The 672-nt window shown below is 68.6% G+C and carries 1 protein-coding gene; it reads right to left on the reverse strand.

Features of this window, described 5'->3' with window-relative positions; translation table 11 throughout:
- Positions 1–6: 6 nt before the first annotated feature.
- Positions 7–642 (reverse strand): nitroreductase family protein, encoded by a 636-nt coding sequence (locus SMD27_RS24070; protein WP_320511003.1) that lies wholly within the window; start codon positions 640–642, stop codon positions 7–9.
- Positions 643–672: the final 30 nt, after the last annotated feature.

The following is a 672-nucleotide window of genomic DNA, read 5'->3' on the forward strand; positions in this document are numbered from 1 at the left end:
CCGATATCAGACGAGATCGAGGACCTCGGCCACCGGACGGCGCGGCTTCTGCGGCCAGTTGCCGGCTCGCTCCGGCCCCACGGCCAGCAGCATGACCGGCACTTCGTCCTCGGCCAGGCCGAACGCCTGGTGCACCGCATCGGCATCGAACCCGATCATCGGCGTCGAGCCCAGGCCCAGCGAGCGGGCCGCATAGATCATCGCCGCGGCGCCGAAGGTGCCGGTGCGGACGGCCTCGTCGCGCCGGCGCTGCGGGAAGGCCATATAGAGATCGCGGGCGGGGATCTCCCATTCCGGCACCATCTTTGCCGGCATGATGCCCGCTTCCACCAGCGGCGCCAGGCGATCCGGGATGACGCTGGAATCGGCCAACTGGCCGCAGATGATGAAGGTCACGGCGGCCTCGGTGATCGCCGGCTGATCCCAGGCGATCGGCCGCAACCGCGCCTTGGCTTCCGGCGTGCGGACGGCGATGAAGCGCCAGTTCTGCAAATGGAAGGATGTCGGGGCGGTGGTGCCGATGCGCACCAGCTCGCGGATCTGGTCATCGCTCAAGCGGGCGGCAGGGTCGTAGTACTTGGCGGCGCTGCGGCTCAGGATGCAGTCGATGACGGCGTTGGTCAGGATCAGTCCGTCGGCCATGGGAGCTCCTATGCGTGAGGGGACGGGTTG

It is taken from the genome of Dongia soli (assembly GCF_034044715.1).
GTDB lineage: Bacteria > Pseudomonadota > Alphaproteobacteria > Dongiales > Dongiaceae > Dongia_B > Dongia_B soli.